This window comes from Paenarthrobacter sp. YIM B13468, from assembly GCF_042788025.1.
GTDB lineage: Bacteria > Actinomycetota > Actinomycetes > Actinomycetales > Micrococcaceae > Arthrobacter > Arthrobacter aromaticivorans.
The window spans coordinates 130,972-151,241 of the sequence record NZ_JBHZPI010000013.1 but is presented as its reverse complement, the minus strand read 5'-3'; the positions used below and the strand labels follow the sequence as shown (position 1 = coordinate 151,241).

Annotated in this window: 17 protein-coding genes; 5 read left to right on the top strand and 12 right to left on the bottom strand. The window is 62.3% G+C overall.

Annotation, left to right across the window (positions count from 1 at the left end; genetic code table 11):
- On the bottom strand, positions 1-1,239 hold the full coding sequence (locus ACFX4T_RS14035; RefSeq protein ID WP_377652416.1) for an extracellular solute-binding protein: 1,239 nt from the start codon (positions 1,237-1,239) through the stop codon (positions 1-3).
- Between the two features lie 107 nt (positions 1,240-1,346).
- Positions 1,347-2,369 carry a LacI family DNA-binding transcriptional regulator gene (locus ACFX4T_RS14030; RefSeq protein WP_216926874.1) on the bottom strand — a complete coding sequence of 341 codons (1,023 nt, stop codon included), beginning with the start codon at positions 2,367-2,369 and terminating at the stop codon, positions 1,347-1,349.
- A 229-nt stretch (positions 2,370-2,598) separates the two neighbouring features.
- Here ACFX4T_RS14030 and ACFX4T_RS14025 point away from each other — a divergent pair, with 229 nt between their 5' ends.
- Positions 2,599-3,303, top strand: a complete 705-nt coding sequence (locus tag ACFX4T_RS14025; RefSeq protein ID WP_377652415.1) for a tyrosine-protein phosphatase — start codon at positions 2,599-2,601, stop codon at positions 3,301-3,303.
- A gap of 214 nt (positions 3,304-3,517) precedes the next feature.
- The gene (gene paaZ, locus ACFX4T_RS14020) at positions 3,518-5,617 is read left to right on the top strand and encodes a phenylacetic acid degradation bifunctional protein PaaZ (RefSeq protein ID WP_377652414.1); all 2,100 of its coding nucleotides are present in this window, start codon (positions 3,518-3,520) and stop codon (positions 5,615-5,617) included.
- An 81-nt stretch (positions 5,618-5,698) separates the two neighbouring features.
- Here the strand turns inward: paaZ and ACFX4T_RS14015 are convergent, their stop codons facing one another.
- From ACFX4T_RS14015 to ACFX4T_RS14000, 4 genes are read right to left on the bottom strand one after another with little or no spacing between them, the layout of a single operon-like run.
- Entirely contained in the window at positions 5,699-6,724 is a 1,026-nt protein-coding gene (locus tag ACFX4T_RS14015) for a LacI family DNA-binding transcriptional regulator (protein ID WP_377652413.1), read from the bottom strand.
- On the bottom strand, positions 6,711-7,682 hold the full coding sequence (locus tag ACFX4T_RS14010) for a nucleoside hydrolase (protein ID WP_377652412.1): 972 nt from the start codon (positions 7,680-7,682) through the stop codon (positions 6,711-6,713). Before ACFX4T_RS14010 ends, ACFX4T_RS14015 begins: the two co-directional genes overlap by 14 nt.
- A gap of 4 nt (positions 7,683-7,686) precedes the next feature.
- The gene (locus ACFX4T_RS14005) at positions 7,687-9,903 is read right to left on the bottom strand and encodes an arylsulfatase (RefSeq protein ID WP_377652411.1); all 2,217 of its coding nucleotides are present in this window, start codon (positions 9,901-9,903) and stop codon (positions 7,687-7,689) included.
- A gap of 36 nt (positions 9,904-9,939) precedes the next feature.
- Positions 9,940-11,295 carry an MFS transporter gene (locus ACFX4T_RS14000; protein ID WP_223946779.1) on the bottom strand — a complete coding sequence of 452 codons (1,356 nt, stop codon included), beginning with the start codon at positions 11,293-11,295 and terminating at the stop codon, positions 9,940-9,942.
- Positions 11,296-11,613: 318 nt separating this feature from the next.
- Here ACFX4T_RS14000 and ACFX4T_RS13995 point away from each other — a divergent pair, with 318 nt between their 5' ends.
- Positions 11,614-12,021 carry a VOC family protein gene (locus ACFX4T_RS13995; RefSeq protein ID WP_216926360.1) on the top strand — a complete coding sequence of 136 codons (408 nt, stop codon included), beginning with the start codon at positions 11,614-11,616 and terminating at the stop codon, positions 12,019-12,021.
- Between the two features lie 256 nt (positions 12,022-12,277).
- Here ACFX4T_RS13995 and ACFX4T_RS13990 read toward each other — a convergent pair whose 3' ends face one another.
- Genes ACFX4T_RS13990 through ACFX4T_RS13980 form a run of 3 tightly spaced genes read right to left on the bottom strand, consistent with a single transcriptional unit; the run spans position 12,278 to position 14,751 of the window.
- The gene (locus ACFX4T_RS13990) at positions 12,278-12,880 is read right to left on the bottom strand and encodes a TetR/AcrR family transcriptional regulator (protein WP_377652410.1); all 603 of its coding nucleotides are present in this window, start codon (positions 12,878-12,880) and stop codon (positions 12,278-12,280) included.
- Between the two features lie 53 nt (positions 12,881-12,933).
- A complete protein-coding gene (paaK, locus tag ACFX4T_RS13985; RefSeq protein WP_377652409.1) occupies positions 12,934-14,274 on the bottom strand; it encodes a phenylacetate--CoA ligase PaaK in 1,341 nt (446 codons plus the stop codon).
- A 9-nt stretch (positions 14,275-14,283) separates the two neighbouring features.
- A complete protein-coding gene (locus tag ACFX4T_RS13980; protein WP_216926363.1) occupies positions 14,284-14,751 on the bottom strand; it encodes a hotdog fold thioesterase in 468 nt (155 codons plus the stop codon).
- Between the two features lie 119 nt (positions 14,752-14,870).
- On the opposite strand from ACFX4T_RS13980, the gene ACFX4T_RS13975 reads away from it, so the two are divergent.
- Positions 14,871-15,434, top strand: a complete 564-nt coding sequence (locus ACFX4T_RS13975; RefSeq protein WP_377652408.1) for a GNAT family N-acetyltransferase — start codon at positions 14,871-14,873, stop codon at positions 15,432-15,434.
- A gap of 56 nt (positions 15,435-15,490) precedes the next feature.
- On the opposite strand, the gene ACFX4T_RS13970 is transcribed toward ACFX4T_RS13975, so the two are convergent.
- Together ACFX4T_RS13970 and ACFX4T_RS13965 are read right to left on the bottom strand one after the other, a co-directional pair.
- Positions 15,491-17,047 carry a putative bifunctional diguanylate cyclase/phosphodiesterase gene (locus tag ACFX4T_RS13970; RefSeq protein ID WP_377652407.1) on the bottom strand — a complete coding sequence of 519 codons (1,557 nt, stop codon included), beginning with the start codon at positions 17,045-17,047 and terminating at the stop codon, positions 15,491-15,493.
- A gap of 2 nt (positions 17,048-17,049) precedes the next feature.
- Positions 17,050-18,102 carry a hypothetical protein gene (locus ACFX4T_RS13965; RefSeq protein WP_377652406.1) on the bottom strand — a complete coding sequence of 351 codons (1,053 nt, stop codon included), beginning with the start codon at positions 18,100-18,102 and terminating at the stop codon, positions 17,050-17,052.
- Positions 18,103-18,206: 104 nt separating this feature from the next.
- Between ACFX4T_RS13965 and ACFX4T_RS13960 the strand changes: the two genes are divergently transcribed.
- On the top strand, positions 18,207-18,380 hold the full coding sequence (locus ACFX4T_RS13960) for a hypothetical protein (protein ID WP_216926367.1): 174 nt from the start codon (positions 18,207-18,209) through the stop codon (positions 18,378-18,380).
- Positions 18,381-18,624: 244 nt separating this feature from the next.
- Here ACFX4T_RS13960 and ACFX4T_RS13955 read toward each other — a convergent pair whose 3' ends face one another.
- Positions 18,625-20,268: an ATP-binding protein gene (locus ACFX4T_RS13955; RefSeq protein ID WP_377652405.1), complete on the bottom strand. Its 1,644-nt coding sequence runs from the start codon at positions 20,266-20,268 to the stop codon at positions 18,625-18,627.
- Between the last annotated feature and the right edge of the window lie 2 nt (positions 20,269-20,270).

Sequence of the window (20,270 nt, the reverse complement as noted above, 5' to 3'; positions counted from 1 at the left end):
TTACTGGCCTTGCGCTTGCTTGAGGGCATCGGCCGGAGAGGCGTTACCGGTCAGGGCTGTCTGGATAGCGGTGTAGATCTTGGTTGCCTGGGCTGGCCAATCTGCACCGAGCTCGCCGGTGCGGGCACGGGCAGTCTTGATCAGCTCAGTGAACGTAGCGAGCTTGGGGTTTTCGGCCGCGAACTTCTCCGCCAACGTGGTCTTGGAAGGAATGGTGTTGCGGACCTTGGCCATAGCCATCTGGTTCTCGTCGCTGTTCAGGCAGGCGACCACTTCCGCGGCCTTGGCCTGGCGTGCCTTGTTGCCCGTTTGGGGGACCGTCCATACTTCGCCGCCCAGCGGGGCAACGGATGTCTGGCCGGCTTCACGGACGGGGATCTTGACCACGCCGTACTGCAGAGTCGGCTGCTTATCCAGGGCCGGGATCTGCCAAGGGCCGTTGACCATCATGGCTGCTTTGCCGGCCATGAACTGGTCCTTGACATCGGCCTGGGTCCAGTTCAGGGCCGAGGAAGAGACGGAGCCGCTCTTTACCAGGTCGGTCCAGAGCTGCAGTGCCTGCTCGGTCTCCTTGGTGTCGATCTTCTTCTCGTCACCGCCGTTGGACCACATGATCGGGAGGAACTGCCAGGTGCCTTCATACGTGGGGTTGGCATTGAACGCGAGTCCGTACTGCTCGCCGGCGGTGAGCTTGGCGGCTGCTGCCTTCAGTTCGTCCCAGGTGGTGGGCGGGGTTACTCCAGCCTTGTCCAGGATGTCCTTGTTGTAGAACAGGGCAATGGTGTTCACGGTTGGAGCCAGGCCGTACACCTTGTCTTTGTAGGTGCCTGCGCTCAGCACACCCTCGGCGAAGTTGTCAGTGCTGATCTTGAAGTCTGACAAGGGAGCCAATGCGCCGGTGGCGGCAATCTGCTGCAGGTCCGGGTTATCCAGCATGAGCACGTCCGGAAGCGTCTTGGAGGAGGACTGCTGGAGCACCTTGGAGATCAGGGACTTGCCTGGGACGGTCTCCCGCTTGATGGTGACACCTGCCTGGGTGCCGCACTTGGTCAGGGCGTCGCCGATGAAGGACTTATCCGGCTCGTTGTTGTAGTAGTCCATCACGGAGATTTCCGTGACAGCCTCCGACGACGAAGCCGCAGTGGAGGTCCCGCAGGCTGAGAGGGCCAAGGGAAGGCCGACCAATGCAGCGACGGCGAGGGCAAGAGGACGACGGGTTGTCCTTTGTGCTGACTTCATTGTCTGTTCCTTTTTCTGGGTGTGATTATCGATGCGTATCGACGATGCGTATCGACGATGCGTATCGATAAATTCGGAAACTGTAATGCAGGGTGCTTTGAGAGGGTTTAGCTGCCGTGGGGTGGACGGAGCGTGCTGGCACGGTGCGTAATGACCGTGGGTACCAATTCCAGGGATTCGGTTGGTCCCTGGTTCTCGGCTTCGAGGAGATCGCAAATAATCTTCACCGCACGGCGGGATACTTCGGCCGGGCGGAGGTCAATGGTGGAAAGTGGGATGGGCTGTAGCTCAGCCAGGGTGGGGGAGGCACTACCGATGACAGAGACATCTGTACCGGGCGTCAGGCCGCGGCTGGTGAGGACGCGTCGAAGAACGTCCTGAACGGTGCCGTCCGGAGCGATAAAGGCAGGTACTCCAGTGGTCTCCGCCAAGGCTTTGTCCACGGATTCGCCGATAACCTCGCGATCAGTTCCACCGGGCAGGTGCAGCACTTTTACGCCGAGGGTCTCCGCGGCCTTGTTGGTGCCGGACATGAAGCGCTCCACGTAGTTCACGTGGCGGTCGACCACTTCCGGCTGCCAATCCAGAACGGAAATTACGGTGTGGCCAGCGGCTGCCAGGTCCTGCACGCACTGTTCGCCGGCCATTTCAAAGTCGGCATCAATGCAAACCAACCCGGAAGGATCATGCGGGATGCCGATCAGCACCACTGGAACGTGAAGGCTGCGGACTACCGGGAGGCGTTCGTCGTCGCCTTCCACTTGCATAAGGATCAGGCCGTCGCAGATTTGCTGTCCCACAACACGCTGCAGCCCCGGTGCGCCCTCGTCCTCGGTGACCAGCAGGATGTCGTGGTCATAGAGGCGGGCGGTGTTGGCGATCACGGAGACGAACTCCATGATCGATGCCATGTGCAGCTCCGGGATGAACGGGATGACGAGGCCGATCACGCGAGTCCGGCGGCTGGCAAGCGCGCGGGCTCCGGCATTTGGCTGGTAGGTCAGCTGCTGGATGGCGTCCTCTACCTTTTTCCGCGTCTTCTCGGAGATGGGTCGCTTGCCGCTAAGAACATAGGAAACCGTGCTCTGCGCAACGCCGGCGGCCTGGGCAACGTCCTTGCTGGTGGGCATGTCCTGGCCTCCTTGCGCTCCCTGCTGAACGGTGTCTGCTAATCGTCGATACGTATCGTCGATGCGCATCGAGAATGAGTATGACATGAGTCACTTGCCCCGCGCAATACCCCCAATCCGTTCCTCTCTCACATCCGACGGCTTTTGGGCGGTTCTTCTCTCACGTCCAGCGGCTTTTGGGCGGTTCTTCTCTCACATCACTGCGGACGAATGTGCTTAGCTGGCTCCTATGGATGGGACAGCTCCGCAGTTAGGCGTCCACTGGGATGGCGCTGTGAACGCTTGGCGGATCGCGGGGGACGTGTACAGGATGGGTCGCCACGAGTGGGTTACCGAAGTCGGCTGGCGCCAAATGTACGACGACGGCATCCGCACTGTCATCGATTTGCGCGCCTCGGGCGAGCGGTGGCAACGCGACACCGATCCCGAGGTGCCGGACGACGTGAAGGCTCGGATCGACGTCGTACATTGCCCCACGGAGGACCCCGATCATGGCGATTTCGGCGAGCTCTTCGGACCGTATCTAAAGGATCCGGCGCAGTACGGCGAGTATGTGAGGCTGTTTGCGGGAAAGATTGCGGCCGTCTTCAAAGCCATCGCGGCCGCGCCTGGCAAGGTTGTGATTCACTGCTCGGCCGGCAGGGATCGCAGCGGGGTGATCGCACTCATGTTGCAACGTTTAGCCGGTATAGGTGATGACGAAATCCTGCGCGGCTACGAACTTGCGGCCCGGGGGATTAATGAACGGCACCGAACTCACGGGGCACCGCATGCGCACGATCCCTACCTTTCGGACGATGAGTTTGAGGCCTGGTTGGAGCACAAACGTGCGGGCGTGCGGACATTCTTGGGTTCGCTGGATGTCGAATCGTTCCTGGCGCGGAATGGAGTCACGGACGCAGAAGTGGCGGCGATCCGCGCCAAGCTGCGGTGATGTGAGAGAAGGATGGCCCAAATCGGGCGGTATGTGAGAGAAGGATGACGCGAACCGGGCGGTATGTGAGAGAGCGTCGCGAAAATTGCTGCTGTACTCCTCCGGGCATTCATGTACCCTGTATATATTACCGAACGGCCGGTCAGTAATGTTTGCGGTCCCGCAGACCCAATGACCGAGCCGATTTCACGTGCCTTGGAAGGACCCGTCGACGATGACCACTACCGCAGTCGCCCCGGAAACCACAGCCGTTGCAACCGTCCCCAGCTATGTCCAGGATGCCTGGTGGACGCCCGCTCCTGATGCCAAAACCGTCCCGGTCCGTGATGCCAGCACCGGAGAAGTCCTGGTCAACGTCAGCACCGACGGACTGGACTTTGCCGCCGTCGTAAATCATGGCCGCACCACGGGCCAAGCGGAACTTGGCAAGCTGACTTTCCACCAGCGCGCGCTCAAGCTCAAAGAGCTTGCCATGTACCTCAACGGCCGGCGTGAAGAGCTGTATGAGTCCTCGTCGCAGTCCGGCGCCACCAAGATCGACAACATGATCGACATCGACGGCGGCATCGGTGTGCTCTTTACCTTCGGATCCAAGGGGCGCCGTGAACTGCCCAACTCGCAGGTTGTGGTGGACGGCCCAATGGAGGTGCTGTCCAAGGATGGATCATTCGCCGGTGAGCACATCTACACGCGTATTCCTGGTGTTGCGGTCCAGATCAACGCCTTCAATTTCCCGGTCTGGGGCATGTTGGAGAAGTTCGCGCCCGCCTTCCTGGCCGGCGTTCCAACCATCGTCAAGCCGGCCACGCCGACGGGTTACGTTGCAGCTGCCGCCGTCAAGGCGATCGTCGAGTCCGGCATCCTGCCCGCGGGCTCCCTTCAGCTGATTTCCGGGTCTGCCCGGACCATCCTGGACGAACTGGATTACCGCGACCTCGTCTCCTTCACGGGCTCGGCGTCTACTGCCAACTCCTTGAAGGGCCATCGCAACGTGGTCCAGGGTGGCGTCCGTTTCACGTGCGAAACCGACTCGCTGAACGCCGCGATCCTTGGCCCCGACGCCGTTCCCGGCACTCCGGAGTTCGACGCGTTTGTCCGGGCTGTCGTCACCGAAATGACCGTCAAAGCCGGCCAGAAGTGCACCGCCATCCGCCGCGTGCTCGTCCCCAAGGAACTCACCTCCGAGGTCGCCGCAGCCATCGGAGCGCGCATCAACGAGCGCGTGGTGGTTGGTGATCCTCGTGCCGAGGGCGTCACCATGGGCGCCCTGGCTTCGTTGGAGCAACTCGCGGACGTCCGCGCGGCTGTTCAGTCAATGCTCGACGCCGGTGGTGAGCTTGCGTACGGATCCCTCGATTCGCCGTCGGTCACCTCGGTTGGCGGTGCCGTGGGGGTCGTGGAAGACGGGGCGTTCATGTCTCCAGTGCTCCTCAACTGGGCCAACGCCGAAGCCGAAGAAGTCCACTCGCTTGAAGCTTTCGGCCCCGTCTCCTCTGTGATCGGATACTCGGATCTCGCTGACGCCATCCGCCTCGCTGCCAAGGGCTCGGGCTCGTTGGTGGCGTCCGTGTGCACCAACGATCCTTCGGTGGCGGAGGAACTGGTACTCGGAATCGCAGCGCACCACGGCCGCGTCCACATGCTCAACCGCGAGGACGCCCGGTCCTCCACCGGCCACGGTTCGCCCGTGCCGCACCTGGTCCATGGTGGTCCCGGCCGCGCAGGTGGCGGCGAAGAATTGGGCGGTATCCGCTCGGTCCTGCACCACATGCAGCGCACTGCCATCCAGGGCTCGCCGAACATGCTCACCGCCGTCACCGGTCAATGGCACACGGGCGCCGACCGCAACTTCACGGTGGAAACCGAAGGCGAGCACCCTTTCCGGAAGCACCTCTCGACGCTGAGGATCGGCGACGCCGTTCGTTCCGATCTGCGCCATGTGACCCTCGAGGACATCACGGCCTTCGCCAACTCCACGGGCGATACGTTCTACGCCCACACCAACCAGGAAGCAGCCGAGGCCAACCCGTTCTTCCCGGGCATCGTCGCGCATGGCTACCTGCTCCTGAGCTGGGCTGCCGGGTTGTTCGTTGAGCCCGCGCCGGGTCCCGTTCTGGCCAACTACGGCCTGGAGAACCTGCGCTTCATAACCCCAGTGGCTGCCGGCGACTCCATCCGCGTCACGTTGACGGCTAAGAAGATCACCCCGCGCGAGACTGACGAATACGGCGAGGTTGCCTGGGACGCCGTGCTCACCAACCAGAACGATGAAATCGTAGCAACGTACGACGTCCTGACCCTCGTGGAAAAGTGACCCCAACGTAGAAGCAACGCGGGGTCACTTGCGGCCCATGTTCACATCAAACATGGGCCCTAAGTGACCCCGCGTTGCTGTTTAGCGGGCGCTGGATTCCCGGAGATTCAACTGGGGCACCCAATCCTGGCTCTCGGCGGAATTGCCTTGAATAGCATCGATCAACGCGTCCGCCATCGCAGCGCCCTGAAGATCGAGTTTGGTCCCCACAGTCGTCAGCCTGGGCCGCAATTGCTCAGCCAGCAGGACTTCTTCGCAGGCCACCAAGCCAATTTGCCCCGGGGTTCCCAAACCGGCGTCGGCCAGTGCGGACATTGCCCCCAAAGCTACGGATACGCTGGAGGCCACAATGCCTTCCGGGCGGACGGGGCCGGAGAGCAAGCCCTGTGTCGCTGCGCGGGCGGCGTCTGTGCTGTACTCCGTCACGGCGAGCATGGCGTCGGCCGCTGAGTGCCCGGCTTCTGAACAGGCCCGCAGATAGCCCTGCTTCAGGAGCGGAGAAAGGACCGACGACGCACCCCCGCCCAGCAGGGCAACCGGCCATCGTTCCTGGTCCAGCAGGTGCTTGGTGGCTTGATAGGCCACGGATTCGTAATCCGTGGTCATGACCAAGGTCGCGATCCCTGCCAGCTGGGGAGTGCCGAGCAGGACCTTCGTATCGCGCTCTTCGGCTTCGCGGATCGCAGCCCGCACGGCGTCGGTATCGATGTCGTCACCCGTTGCCAGAATGACCCCGTCAACACCCTGCAGAGGCAGGGATTCGAGAAGCCGCTCCAGACGGGTGATGCTGTGGTCCAGGTCGCAGAGAAGGACGCTGTATCCGCGCCCTTCAGCGGCGTGGGCCACAGCCTTGGCGAGCTGGCTGTGGAAGGGCTGGGCGATGTCGCCCACCAACAGCGCGATGGTGTTGGAACGACCGCTGCGCAGGCTGCGGGCCGCGCTGTTCAGCACATAGTTCAGCTGCGCGACGGCGTCCATCACCTTGGTGCGCGTCTCCTCGGCGACAGAAGATGGCGCTGTAAAAACACGCGAAACCGTGGCGCGGGAGACGCCGGCCGCCCGCGCCACATCGAGCATGGTTGCTGGTGCCGCGCTACTTACCGTCATGGGATCTGATGGTATCGAGAAACAGCGAGGCGTAGCGACGTCCGTCAACACCGAGAGCGACGTCAATGCTGTCCCGGCTTAGGTAGCCGTGCGCGAGCGTTGCCTCCGAGGCCTTCGTCCTGCGGTCCACCACGGTCTGCCCCCGGGTCAGGGGGTTCGAAAGGCTGACCTCAACCCGGTGGCGATGGGCCACCAATCCTTCCGGATCAATCACGGCGCACACAGCGCCAGCGTCGCCGATGCCCGCCGATCCGGGCGAGGTCAGCCGGAAGTCATCCGCATTGACCTTCGCCAGATGGGTCAGAAGGTGACCGCTTAGCCGGCTTCCGGCGTCGTCCGATTCCCTCAGCAGCTCAATGTCGGGTGCCTCGATCGCCACGGAATAGAACACGTCCAGCCCATACATGGTGATCGGCAGGCCGCTGCTGATCACGATTTGGGCAGCCTCGGGATCGTGCCACACGTTGAACTCGGCCACCGGCGACGCGTTGCCCACGGCCGCCGAGCCGCCCATGAAAACGATCTGCCCGATGTTCGCCGCAACTTCGGGGTACGTCCGCAGCAACAGCGCGATGTTCGTCATCGGGGCCAGCGGTACCAAAACAACAGGCTCAGGACTCGCCAGGATCTCACGGCGCAAAAGCTCGACGGCGTGAATCGCCTCGGGCTTTCTGGCCGACGGTACCCAGCCAAGATCGGCCAGCCCGTCCCCGCCGTGGACGTGGCCGGCGTCGCGGGGTTCTTCGAGCAGGGGCCTGGCGGCCCCTGCTGCCACTGGAACACTGGTTGCGCCAACGGCTTCGAGGACCGTCAGGGTGTTGCGGACCACGCCTTCCAGGCTGGTGTTACCCGCCACGCAGGTGACGGCCCGGAGGTTCCAGCCCGGGTGACGAGCGGCCAGCATCAGGGCAAGGGCGTCGTCCACTCCGGTGTCCACATCAAGAATCAGTTGTCCCATATTTCTACTCCGTGGATTCAATGAGTTCGGCGAGGTCCTCGAGGTCCGGGGTGTCCCTGAACCGCAACACTACGCGGTCCATCGCTTCCTCGGGGAAGGCGAACGGTGCCTCGTACTCCGCGGAAACCGTACTGACCGGGTCTGCGCCGATGTCCATTCCCCAGAACGACAGGTGGCTGGATGTGGCGCTGATCGTTGTAGCAGCAACAACCTCGTCCTCATGAAGCAGCTCCGCCAGCGCGGCTTTGTCGTCCCTTGGAGTGAGGCGTAGGCCCACGGTCTGCGGTCCGGTGGGCAGCACGACGTCCGACTTCACTACGTCGCGGACGCCCAAGGCATGGTGCTCGAAGATCAGGACATCGTTGCGAACGTAGAGGACGTAGCCGCCTTGCTGATTGCCGCTGGAAACCAGGACTCCCTCCATGCCCGGGCTGAAGTCCTGCAGCTGGACCGTGAACTCAAGGGCGCGGTCGCTGCCCGTGATCGCGCTGGCCAAAGGAATGTGGCTCTGCCCCGGCCGGAAGACGATCTCCTTGCGATTGACCAAGCCAGCGGGACCCCGGGCGGTGAGCAGTTCCACCAAGGTACGGTCATCCAAGGGGAAGGCCCCCACCCGCTCCGCTTGCTGCCACCACAGTTCCTGCAAGGCCTTCAGCTGTTCCGGTTCACTGGCTGCGAGGTCGTGCGCCTCGGCGAAGTCTTCCCGGGCGTTGTACAGGCGCCAGTCGTCCCGGCTGTAGTCCTCGCCATGAACGTGGGCTGTGACGGCTTTCCAGTTGCCTTGGCGGATGGCCCGGTGGCCGAGCATCTCCCAGAATTGCGTTTCGCGGGGTTCCTTCGCCTTGGCATCGACGAACGTCGCAACTGCCGATCCGCCGTCGAACGTTGTATCCGTTTTTATGCCCGCGGCCTCCAGCAAGGTGGGCATGATGTCAATGGCGTGCAGGAACTGGCCTCTGACTTCTCCGGCCTTCTTGATCCCCGCGGGCCAGGAAACGACCAGCGGCGAACGCACGCCGCCAAGGTCAACGAACTGCTTGTAGCGGCGGAACGGCGTGTTGCCAGCCATGGCCCAACCCTCGGGATAGTGGGCGCCCCCCAGGGGACCGCCGAGCTTCGGCAGCAAGCTGACTTGCTCGACGGCGGGCCTGCGGACACCCGAGTACGGCGCGTTGCAATCGACGTCGCCGGTGGGGCCGCCTTCGCGGGAAGCTCCGTTGTCCGACATCACCAGGACGATGGTGTTCTGGTAAAGGTCCATGGCCTTCAGCGCCTCAACAACGCGCCCAATCTGGGCATCAGCGTGCTCCAGGAAGCCAGCGAAAGCCGCCTGTAAGTGGGTGAAGACGTCCTGTTCGGTGCTGTCCAAGTCCTCCCATGCCCGGACCTCTGCCAAGCGTTCCGTCAGAGCTGTACCGTCCGGCACCACGCCCAGTTCCACTTGCCGCTTCAGCCGATCGCTGCGGGTGGCGTCCCAGCCTTTGGTGAAGACGTCGATGTACTTTTCGATGTACTCCCTGGGCGCCTGGAAAGGAGCGTGTGTGGCCCCCAGCGCGAGCTGCAGGTAGAAGGGAGCGTGTGGCCGGTAGGTGGTGTGGTCCTTGAGGAAGCGGATTGATTGCTTGGCCAGGTCCTCGCTGAGGTGGTAACCGTCCCGGTCCGGCGGCTGGATGCTGTGGTTGTCGGCAATCAGTTCGGGGGAGTATTGGTCAGTGCAGCCGTCGAGGAACCCGTAGAAGCGGTCGAACCCGCGGCTCAGGGGCCAGTTGTGGAAAGGGCCGGCGGGGGTGAGCTCGTTCAGGGGCGCCAAGTGCCACTTGCCGGCAAGGAAGGTGCCGTAGCCGTTGCTTCGGAGGAGCTCCGGGAGCATCGGCACGTCGGGACGAACGCAGCCACGGGAGTTGGGGAAGCCGGTATCCGCATCGGCCAGGAAGCGCATGCCCACGGAGTGGTTGTTGCGGCCCGTGAGCAGGCTGGCCCTTGTGGGAGAGCACAGCGGCGTGACGTGGAAATTGGTGTACCTGAGTCCCTGCCCGGCCAGTCCATCGATTGCGGGAGTGTTGATTTCCGAGCCGAAGCAGCCAAAATCGGACCATCCCGTGTCATCAAGGATGACCATGAGAATGTTGGGTTGTGAGCTGTTGGCTCCGTGCTGCTCGGGCCACCAAGCCTCGGATTCGGCAACTGTGGTGCCGATGCGGCCGAGAAATTCGTGCTGCATTACTGCGGTTCCGTTCTGTTTCGGGACGAGATTGCTTTAGAGCTGGGAAGCAGCCACGGACTCGGGGGACGGCTGGGAAACGTTGGCCAGCCGGGTCTTGCGGGATGTCAGGTACAGCGCACAACCGAGGGCGATCAGCGCCACGAGCATGAGATATCCGGAGATGCTCCAGGTGGCGCCGCCAGCGTTGTTCTGGAGGGCTTGGGCGATCAGCGGACCAAAGCCGCCGCCGATCACAGTGGCTACCTGGAATCCAATGGACATGCCCGTGTAGCGGACCTTCGGATCCAGCACCGCGGCAAAGAGCGTGGCCTGCTGGCTAAAGAGCATTCCAACGATCAGGCCGTTGGCGGACATCACCAGGAACAGTGCCAGGACGCTCTTGGTCTCCATGAGCCAGAACATGGGGAAGGCCCAGAGTGCCAAGGCCGCGGTGGCGGTGACCAGGACCCGTCGTGGGCCGAAACGGTCGGAAATGATGCCTGAAATTGGCGTGATGATCAGATTGGTAATGGAGGACGCAATGTTGGCCATCAAGGCCACGGTGGGACTGATGCCCAGGGTAGTTGTGGCGAAACCGATGATGAAGACGCCCTGCATGAAGCCGAGTGTTGTATCGCTGACGTGCACGCCGATCATGGCGAGGATCTGCTTGGGATACCGGCGCAGCGCCACAATCAGTGGCAGCTTTTCCTTGGCGGCGGGAACCGCCACGGTCTTCTCAAAGTCCGGGGTCTCCGTGATCTTCAGACGCAGGATGAGTCCAAAAATCACCAGAACGACGCTCAGCAGGAACGGGATGCGCCAGCCCCAGGCGAGCAGGTCTGCCCGGGATAGTGTGCCCGTGAGGATGGCTACGACGCCGCTGGAGAGAATGACGCCAATGGGAGCACCCGCCTGGACGAGGCTGCCAAAGAAGCCGCGCTTGGCTTCGGGTGCATGCTCGACGGCGAGCAGTGCTGCACCGCCCCACTCACCGCCGAGGCCAATTCCTTGGAGGAAACGGAGCGAGACCAGCATGATCGGTGCCCACACGCCCACTTGCGCGTAAGTGGGCAGGAATCCGATGCCTACAGTAACCAGGCCGGTGAGGAAGAAGGTGAAGAGGAGCATCTTCTTACGACCAACGCGATCGCCCAGGTGGCCGATGACGATGCCGCCAAGCGGCCTTGCAACGAATCCGACGGCGAACGTGCTCAGTGAGAGGACTGAGGCAAGGCCGGGATCGCCACTGGGGAAGAAGACTGCTCCGAAGACGAGCGCAGCCATAGGGCCGTAGACGAAAAAGTCGTAGTACTCCAGCACCGAACCGATAGTGCTGGCGGTGGCGGCGGTCCACGGCGATGTCTTGCGTGGAGCCGTGGACGGGTGCTTCGAATGTGGGGCGTTCATGTTAGTCCTCGTCGATTAACAGTATCTTTGGGATCGATCTCATTCATGTCCCCAACGAAAGCAATGTATGGATGGGATCGATCTCATAAAGATAGGTGACGCCCGTCACGCGTGTCAAGGGGCGTGCGTGAGGCTTAAAACCGGTCCTCTCTCACATCCTGCGGGTTTTTCCCGGTTCCTCTCTCACCTCCCGATGTGTTCCGGCGCTTCTTCTCTCACATCCCGACGCGTTTTGGCGGTTCCTCTCTCACATCCCGGTTCTGTAAGGTCCCAGGGGTCCTTCCAGGCGTAAAATTTTCTGCGTAGGAGGTGGCCCAAATGCATCTAGCCCTCAACACAGCCACTACTGTCCTGCCCGTCGATGACATGAGCCGTGCCCGCATGTTCTATGCGGAGAAGCTCGGCTTGCCGCACCGCGGCAGAACCTGGGATGGAAATGATTTGTTCGGCTACGACGGCGGTCCCATGCTGCAGTTGTTGCCAGTTACGGACGGTAAGCACTCCGGTCACACCGCCCTCAGTTTCGAGGTACACGACATCGAGCGTCTGGTTCAGGAGATGGAAGGAAAAGGCGTAGTTTTCCAGGACTACGACGAAGCCGACATCAAAACGGAGAACCATATCTGCACCACGGACGCCGAAAAGTGTGCCTGGTTCATGGATACCGAGAACAACGTGCTCTGCATCCATGAAACTCTTGGCCAGCAGGCCGAATATCAGCTCTGAACGTCAAGTCAACAAACGCGAAACGCTTTCCCGCATCGCGCGGGGAAGCGTTTCGCGTCTATGGGCGTGGATGTGAGAGAAGAACCGGGAAAAGGGCGTCGGGATGTGAGAGGAGAACCGGGAAAAGGCGTAGGGATGTGAGAGAAGAACCGGGAAAAGGCGTCGGGATGTGAGAGAAGAACCGGGAAAAGGCGTCGGGATGTGAGAGAGGAACCGCAAAAAGACCCGCGGGATGTGAGAGAAGACCCGGAGAGGGTCAGGCGGCGGTGTGGAGGCCGTCGAATGCCATGCTGATGACGTCGTCGGCTAGTTTCTCGGGGGAGAGTGAGCCGCCTGGCTTGTACCACTCCACGATCGAGTTGATCGTGCCGAACAAGAGCCGGGTGACCGTGCGGGGATCGATGTCCTGTCGCAGGGAGCCGTCTTGCCGGGCAGCGGCGATGAGTGCGGCAACCTTGTGGTCGAAGGCGCGCCGGCGTTCAAGGGCGTCGCGTTCGATCTCGGTATTCCCCCGCAAGCGCAGCAGCAAGGTGACGAACGGCAGCCTGTCCACCAGCACCGCGATGGTCTGCCGGAGCACGAACTCGAGCCTCGCATCGGCCGGCCCGGAGGTGGCGGCAGGCTCGTCCAGGATGGCCTCCAAACCGCCCAGCGCGTGGTCCAGGGCGAGCTTCAGCAGATCGCCCTTGGACGGCACGTGGTGGTAGATGGCCGACTTGGAGATCCCGAGGTTCTCCGCCAGGATGCCCATGGACGTTGCATCGTACCCGTGGCGGTTGAAGACGTCGACGGCGATGCGGAGCACCGACTGCTGGTCGTAACCGGGCCGTCCGCGCTTGGTGGTTGTCTCAGTAGGCATGGTGGCATTTTCTCACGATCTCTAGACGGACTGACGTTCAGCGACGCCGCATGTCAGCCCTTTGGCCGCAGATCGTAGATCCGGCGGAGCTTCCCGTTGGAACGCTCAAGGGAACCGGGGTCTACAACTTCAACTACGCAAGAAGACCCCACATGAATCTTGATCTGCTCGCGCAAGGTGCGGGCCGCCGTCGTGCTTGTCTCTGCGGGGACGTTTTCGCGCCGCTCGATTTTCACGGTCAGCGAATCCATGCGCTTGCCCTCGGGGCGGGTGATTTCGAGCTGGAAGTGCGGGCTGAGCTCGGGAATGCGCAGGGCGATTTCCTCGATCTGGGAGGGGAAAAGGTTCACGCCGCGCAGGATGATCATGTCGTCGCTGCGGCCGGTGATGCGGCCCATCCGACGGTGGGCCGGGCGGGCGGTTCCGGGGAGCAGGCGGGTGAGGTCCTTGGTGCGGTAGCGGATGATCGGCAGCGCTTCCTTGGTGAGGGACGTGAAGACCAGTTCGCCCGGTTCGCCATCGCCCAGGACCGCGCTTTCCCCCCGGGAGGGATCGAACGGATCGATGATTTCGGGCCGGAAATGATCCTCCCAGATGTGGCAGCCATCTTGCGTTTCAACAGCTTCGCCAGCCACTCCCGGGCCCATGACTTCAGATAGGCCGTAGATGTCCGAGGCCTTGATGTTCATGGTGGTTTCGAGTTCGTGGCGCATCTCTTCGGTCCACGGCTCGGCGCCTAGCACGGCGAATTTGAGTGAGGTGGAGGTGGGGTCGATGCCCTGGTGCGCCATGGCGTCGGCAATGGTCAGCAAGTAGGTGGGCGTGGCCAGGATGGCGTCAGGCTTGAAGTCCTGGATGAGCTGGATCTGGCGTTCGGTCTGGCCGCCGGACATCGGGATGACCGTGCAGCCGAGCGCTTCAGCGCCAGCGTGTGCGCCCAGGCCGCCGGTGAAGAGGCCGTAGCCGTAGGCGTTGTGGACCTTCATGCCCGGGCGGACGCCGGAGGCGCGCAGGGAACGGGCCACCAGGGTTGCCCAGTTGGCGAGGTCGTTCTTGGTGTAGCCCACCACGGTGGGACGCCCGGTGGTGCCGGAGCTCGCGTGGATGCGCGCCACCTGGTCCTGCGGGACGGCGAACATGCCAAACGGGTACTCCAGGCGGAGGTCTTCTTTAGTGGTGTACGGGAACTTGCCGAGGTCGCTCAGCTCGCGGAGGTCAGTCGGGTGCACGCCGGCTTCATCGAACTTGCGCTTGTACAGCGGCACGCGATCGTAGGCGTAGGCCACCGTATGCTGCAGGCGGCTGAGCTGTAGTGCTTCAAGCTCGTCGCGGGACATCGTTTCTTCGCGGTCCAAGATGGGGGAGGCGGGCGCGGCGACGGTGTTTTGGGTCATCTGGAGTTCCTACTTCTTGGAGATGGTGCGGCTACGGCCCCGGAACTCTGCAATGAGTTCTCCGGGATCTTGATCGGGGGTGGCGCCCGCGGCGCCGGGTGAAGCCGCGTAGATCTGGATGTCGTAGAGGCCGCTGCGGCCGGTACTCGCGCGACGGTTTGCGACGGCGGTAATCACCTGGCCTTCGAACGCGGGCTTGATGAAGTTGATGTCGACGCCGGACGCCACCGTGATGTTGGCGGCTTGCTTTGGCGTGGGGTTGGCCGGGTTACAGGCCAGTGCGAAGGCTGTGTCCGCGAAGGCGAAGATCATTCCGCCATGGGCCATTCCGAATCCATTGAGCATTTCCTGGCGGAGGTGCATGCGGATGGTGGCATGGCCGTCGTCGATCTTGAGGACCTCAATGCCCATCCATTCAGACGCGTAGTCGTTCGTCAGGATGTGGTGCGTTGCACCGGAGAGGGTTGTTTCAACCATGCGTCATTGCCTCCAGCTTTATTTACCGAATGTTCATTAGGTAATCCCAGATCGGCCCAACTGTCAAGACTGGACAAGCTCGGGACGAGGATTTGGACGCGGCTAGTAGCCTCGTAGACATGCCCGAAATTGAGCTTCCGATCACGACCGAACGACTCATTCTGCGGCGTTTCGAGGCCGAGGACCTTGAGCGGTTCCACGCCTATCAGTCGCTGCCGGAAACCGCCCGGTACCTGTTCCGAAACGAACTGACCAAGACGCAATCCATGGAGGTCCTGGGCCGCTACGCGAATGCCAAGTTCATGCAGGAAGGCGACTGGGCGTGCCTCGCCATTGAACGCCAGGACCGCCCGGGACTCATGGGCGAGATCGTCCTGAAATGGCTGGAGGGAACAGGCCAGGCTGAGCTTGGCTGGATTCTCCACCCCGAGGGCAGGGGGCAGGGAATCGCCACTGAGGCGGCGGAGGCCGTCATGAAGTTGGCGTTCGGCCAGTTGAACTTCCACCGCATAGACGCGAAACTCGATGCACTAAACACTGGCTCCGCCGGCATATGCAAACGCTTGGGGATGCGGCTGGAGGCCACCCTTGTGGACAACTGGCACTACAAAGGCCAGTGGGCCACCGAGAACATTTATGCGATCCTCGACTCCGAATGGCGGGCGCGCCAAAAGGGCGCCTGACACGGCCGAAACAGCCACCAAGCCGCAGATTAAAGCCAGCCCGCCGCCGTCGTGCGTTAGTCCTGGATCGGCCAGGTCTTGTGGTGCTTCAGCTGTTCGGTGAGTTGTGCCTCCGGCAACGGCCGGCTGAAGTAGTAGCCTTGCCCGCTGGTGCACCCAATGCTGAGCAGGAAGTCTGCCTGTTCGGCGGTTTCGATTCCCTCCCACACAGCACCGAGGCCGCACGCACGAATGAGTTGCAGGACTGCCGCGAGGAGGGCGGGCTGCGCGGGGTCGCTACCGAGTGCCGAGAGGAGCGTTCGGTCCACCTTGACGGCGTGCACGGGCAAGCGGCGGAGGTAGTCAATGGAGGAGTAGCCGGTGCCGAAGTCGTCGATCTCCATCTCGATGCCCAGCCGCCGGAGGCTGTTCAGCGTGTAGCGGTCAAGGTCGTTGCCTTGAATGACAGCGCTTTCGGTCAGCTCCAGAACCAGCAGCGAGGGGTCCAGCCCGGCCGAGGTCAGGGCTTCGCGTACGTCCTCCACGAACTCCAGCCGCTGGAGGTCTGCGGCGGACACGTTGATGCGCATGTTGAAGTCGTGGCGCCCCGTCAGGGGGTCGCTGCGCCACCGCTGCAACTGCTCGACGGCGGTACGCAGCACCCAGCCGCCCAGATCGGAAATCATCCCCGTTTCCTCGGCTATTGGGATGAATTCGTCGGGCATGATCATGCCGCGGGTGGGGTGGTTCCAACGGACCAGGGCCTCGACGCCTTCAATTCCGCGGGTGTCCAAGCGGATGATGGGCTGGTAGTAAAGCACCAGCTGCGAACCGGCGATCGCTTCCTTGAGCTCACCCACGAGTTGGTTGCGCAGTTGCCGGGCAAGGAGCATGTCCGCGTCAAAAACCTTCAGTTTGCCGCGCCCATCCGCCTTGGATTCATACATGGCGATGTCCGCTTCCATCATCAGTTCCTCGGCGTTCTTGCCGGGATCTGCCATCCGAAGGCCCATGCTGGCGCCGCATCGTACGTGCTGGCCGTCGATCTCCATCGGATCGTCCATGGCAGCGAGGATGCGATTGCCGATGGAAGCCGCCTTGGCCGGGGTAACGTCCTGCAGCAGGACCGCGAATTCGTCGCCCCCCATGCGGGCCACCATGTCCTCCTCGCGGACGGCAGCGCTGATGCGGGCTGCCACCGTTTCCAGCACTTTGTCTCCGATGCTGTGGCCAAGGGAGTCATTGACGCCCTTGAAGCCGTTCATGTCCATCAGCAAGATGCCTGGCCGTTGGTTGCCATTGGGGTCCCGGTTGAGGGATTCGGCTAGCGCGGCGGCGAAGGCGGAGCGGTTGTGAAGGCCTGTGAGGGGATCGGTCATGGCCATGCGCTGCATTTCGCGGTGGGCTTCGTGCAGCTGCCGGGTGCGGGCCGCCACCCGCTGCTCCAGCTCTTCGTAGACAATCTGGAGGTCCTCGGCAAGGAGGTTGGTACCCATGATCACGGCGTCGATCTCGTCGCGGGCATCAGAAATTTCAATCCTGGTGTTCAGGTCTCCCGCGGCAAGCCTGACGATGCCATCAAGCAGCCACCCCAGGCGTGGATCTGATGCGGCATTCGACTTTTCCTCGGACATGGTTACTCCCCGTGCGGTTCGCCTCGCTGATCAACCATATCCCGGAGGTACTCGCGAACGGCCGAGCTTCGATCAGGCAGCGCTGCCTGATCGAAAAGGCTTGCGGTTTCGCTGAAGGTCGCCACGGCTTCTTCCCTACGGCCCAAGGCAAGCAAGGTTCTGGCCAGAAGGAAGTGCGACTCCGCGGAGGTTTGGGTGGCGAGGATGGAAGACCGCGCGCACAAGGGCTCAAGGATAGTGAGGGCTTCCTGCATGTCACCGTTGAGATAGTTCCAGTGGGCGCGGACCAGGGACATTTCCAAATGGTCCCGCTCGGAACCCCCCACGATGTCTGTGGCGAGCTCGGCCCTCTCAATGCAGCGGAGGGTGGCGGCGTCACTCAGCCGGGCCTGGAGCCGCATTTCCGCCGAGGCGCGATTGAAGCGGGCCCACAAGTCCACGTCCTTGGATGGAGACAGCCGTTCGGAAGCAAGATCGTGGTACCGGCTGCCATCTTCAACCCGGTTTGCCAGGAAGGCGACATTGCCGATCACCCAGTAGCCCTTGCCCGCGGTGTCTTCGTCGATGTCTTCGGTCAGTAGGGATTCCAGCTCCAAGCACTCACGCCAGGCATCGTCCAGCAAGCGGCTTTCGGCAAGGGAGGCAATGAGTGCACGCTGTGCGAGGATCTGCACGTACACCAGGTCCGCGTCCCGGGCCGCCAGTTTGGCGGCGTCCGCGGCCATGGCAGCGGCCTCCGCCAGACGCCCCAGCCCCTGCAGGGCGACGGCAACCATGGTCCCGGCTTTGGCCCCGAGCTCAGGTGAGGACGCCGTGAGCTCGTGCTCGTTCAGTTCCAGTGCCAATGCCAGGTATTCATCGATCCGGCCTTGGTCCCGGAGGCATTCCGCCTGCAAGTAACGCATGTTCCACCAGGCCACTTCATCCCCGGCATCAGCTGCAAGCTCTGCAGCTTCACCTGCTAAGCGAAAGGCCTCGTCAAAGTGACGTTCTTTCCATTTTGTGCGCGCATTGAGTCCGGCTACAAGATGGGGCGTTAATTGTGGACTCTGCATGTGCCCATTATCCATGTCCTTGGAGAAGAAAAGCTCGTATAGTTTGTCTCGTGACTTTATTCAAGTCACACCGTAATTCGCATCAGTATGAAAGGGCATAGCGGATGAAGAAATTTGCGGCAACACTGCTCATGGCAGCAGTCCTGGCAGTAACGGGGCTCGCTGCTCCGGCTAATGCCGAGCCTTCGCAGGATAGCAACAGCACGGCAATCGGCTGGTGGCCGAACAGCACTACCACCAAGACGGAAACCACCACCATAGGTTGGTGGCCGAACTAAATTGGGGGAGCGCCTTTCAAGGCCACATGACTCAAACTGATGCCTCGGACCTTTGCTCCGGGGCATCAGTTTTGTTGCGGAATGTGTCGCGGATTAGTGACTTTGCGGGTCAGGTTCAGGCGAACGGTTGACCGGGCTGTCATGGCAGGGTTCATGGCGTCACGACGGCGTCAAGTGACAAGGAACGGCCAGTCAACTGGCAATTTGAGGGCGTCAAGGGCCCTTCGGGGACCGTTCAGGGCCCCTAGGGACCGCCTACCGGCAACTCGACCGACACCGTAGTCCCGGAGCCCAAGGTTGAGTCGAAGACCATCCGCCCCATATGCCGGCTGATGATGTCCTGGGCGATCGCCAGCCCCAGGCCACTTCCGGGAACAGCAGCTGCCGTGGCGTTGGAGGCACGGTAGAACCGCGTGAAGATGTGGGGAAGATCGTGTTCGGGGATGCCCAAGCCTGTATCCGCCACTTTGACCAACGCTGCACGGCCACCATCTGCCGATGCAAACGTCGAACTCGTGATGCCAACCCGCCCACCTGCCGGGGTGAACTTGATGGCATTGGCCACGATGTTGGTGAAGACCTGTTCCAGCTTGGCTTCATCGGCGGTGACCTCCACGTCCTCGGTTCCCTCAGTGAAGGACACAGCCACGTGCCGGGACTCTGCCAGAGGCCGCAGGGTGGCCACCACCACCTGGAGGAGCTTGGCAATGTCCACAGGTTTGAGGTCCAGGTTGCTGCCGTCCTGCATGGACACCGTCAACATGTCCTCGATGAGCCGGCGGAGCCTGTCGGAGTTCCTGGCGATCACATCCAGCATCTTGCTGATGCCCTCAGGAACAGGGCCGCCCGAACCGTCCCTGATCATGTCCAGATAGGCCGTGATCGAGGTCAGGGGCGTCCGGAGTTCATGGTTCACCGTCGCCAGGAAGTCCGTCTTGGCCTTGTCCAACTGCCTGAGCTGGTGCAGCACGCGTTGCTGGGCGCTGATGAGGTGACCCTGAATGAGTCCGTGCGCCACATTGCCGGCGACGTGCTGCATCAATGCGATCTCAGGCCGGGTCCACTCGTGCCGTTCCTCCACCGTGGTGAGAAGGATGATTCCCAAAGCTGCCCCACCTTCGCCCACAGGTAGGAGCACGGACGAGACCGGGTTGAGCTCGCAGGACCATTCCTTCAGCGCCTGGGTGATCCTGGATTCCGGCTGGGTTCGGTGGTCGGTCACAGCAAGAACGTCAGCTTCGGCCCATAGCCTGTTGGCTGCCTCGACGATCAGCTTCTCGCTGTCGCCCAATCTGGCGGGGAGCATCGGCGTGCCGGGGCGGTTCCATTGGGCGCGGATCGAGGGAACGCGTTCGTCCCGGAAGGTCGCAAACCAGACGTGGTCCACGCCGAGGGCTTCGCCGAAACCCCTCACCACGTGGTCAGCAATGAGCTGGGGATCGTTGGTTTGCCGGATGGCGGATGACACGTTCCGGAGGCTTTCGCGGAGTGCTTCTACTTCTCCCCGGGACCGGGCACGCTCCCGGGATCTGCCAATCAAGGTTTCTACGCGGTAGACAAGTTCATCGGCACGCACCGGGTTGATCACATAGTCCACGACGCCCCACGCCTGGGCTTCTTCGAGGTCCAGGGATTCGCCGGCATCGAGGAGCAGCAGCACTGGAACGCCAGGACTGCGAAGGCCATGTGCCAGGGAGTTCTCCAGCACCAGTACAGCGGGACTGCCGGTTTCCAGCCGTGCGGCCATAGACGCGGCATCTGCAGCGGTGAAAACTTTGAACCCTGCGGCCTTGAGCGCAACCGTCGTTAAGGCCAAGCGATCAGCGTCTGAATCCGCCACGACGGCGGAGCGGGAAACGTGCTGCACATCGGCCCCGTTCTTACCCACTG